This window comes from Salegentibacter sp. 24, from assembly GCF_004362395.1.
In the GTDB taxonomy this organism is placed as follows: domain Bacteria; phylum Bacteroidota; class Bacteroidia; order Flavobacteriales; family Flavobacteriaceae; genus Salegentibacter.
Window position 1 is genome coordinate 1 of sequence record NZ_SNWE01000057.1, and the last position, 1334, is coordinate 1334.

Here is a 1334-nt window from a genome sequence, read left to right on the forward strand (position 1 = left end):
GGGAGTGTAATCTGAACTCTGTCCTTTGCTTCACTCCTTCGGGGGTACCCCCGAAGGAGTGGTTGCCAAATCGAGCCTAATGCGGTCTTCAAATCTAATATATAGTTGTTGGATTGTCAAGCTCCAATTATGAAGTGGGGAGGTCCATTTCTTTTGGATGTTCTGAGTAGCCAGGTAAACTAATTTGAGCAGTGCCATATCGTTTGTAAACGCCCCTTTGGTCTTGGTTACCTTACGCACCTGTCTGTGGAAACCTTCCACGGCATTGGTGGTATAAATGAGTTTTCGGATGGGCTGGGTATATTTAAAGTACTGTGATAGATGTTCCCAGTTGTTCTGCCAGCTTTCAATAACCACTGGGTATTTCTTGCCCCATTTCTCTTCCAGGTTCAGGAGCTGGTCTTCCGCTACTTCTTTGCTGGTAGCACGGTAAACTAGCTTTAAGTCGCTCATAAACTCATTCTGATCCTTAGAGGCCACATATTTCATGGAGTTCCTTATCTGATGAATAACACAGAGCTGTATTTCTGTTTTCGGGAAAATGCTGAGTATAGCCTCGGTAAAGCCTTTGAGATTGTCAGTACAGGCGATCAGGATATCTTCAAGTCCGCGGTTTTGAAGATCGGTAAGTACCTGGAGCCAGAAGTTGGCACCTTCACTTTCCGAGATATACATCCCCAGCACTTCCTTATATCCATCTTTGTTAATGCCCAGAATATTATAGAGTGCCCTATGTTGTATCTTACCATCCACTTTTACTTTATAGTGCATGGCATCCATCCATACGATGCAATAAAGAGGATCTAAGGGGCGATTTTGCCAGGCTTTAACATCAGGGATAATCCGATCGGTAATCTCTGTGAGTACATTGTGGGAGATCTCAGTATCGTACATTTCCTTGATATGACTGCAGATGTCCCGGTAGCTCATTCCCAGTCCGTAGAGACCGATTATCTTATCCGAGAGGTTATCGGCCAGAATGGTCTGACGTTTCTTTACGATCTCGGGTTCGAAGCTACTCTGACGGTCCTGAGGTGTCTTGATATCAAAAGTGCCTACCCCTGTTTTAATTTTTTTACTGCCTTTCCCATTGCGCTTATTTCCTTGGGAGCGCTCTTCCTGATCAAGGTGATCCTCCATCTCAGCTTCGAGAGCCTTGTCTAAAAAATTCTGAAGAAGTGGTGCAAAAGCACCATCCTTTCCGAATAGACTTTTACCGGTTGTAAGTTGTTCTAGTGCTTTCTTTTCAATCTTGTTTAATTCTTCCTGTGTCATTTTAAATCTGTTTGAGTATTAATATAAAAATTCTCAGACAGACTTCAAATTACACCCTC

Annotated in this window: 1 protein-coding gene; it reads right to left on the reverse strand. The window is 43.3% G+C overall.

The window, feature by feature from the left end:
* Nucleotides 1–30: 30 nt before the first annotated feature.
* Nucleotides 31–1275, reverse strand: a complete 1245-nt coding sequence (locus tag DET49_RS18330; RefSeq protein WP_133550307.1) for an IS256 family transposase — start codon at nucleotides 1273–1275, stop codon at nucleotides 31–33.
* Between the last annotated feature and the right edge of the window lie 59 nt (nucleotides 1276–1334).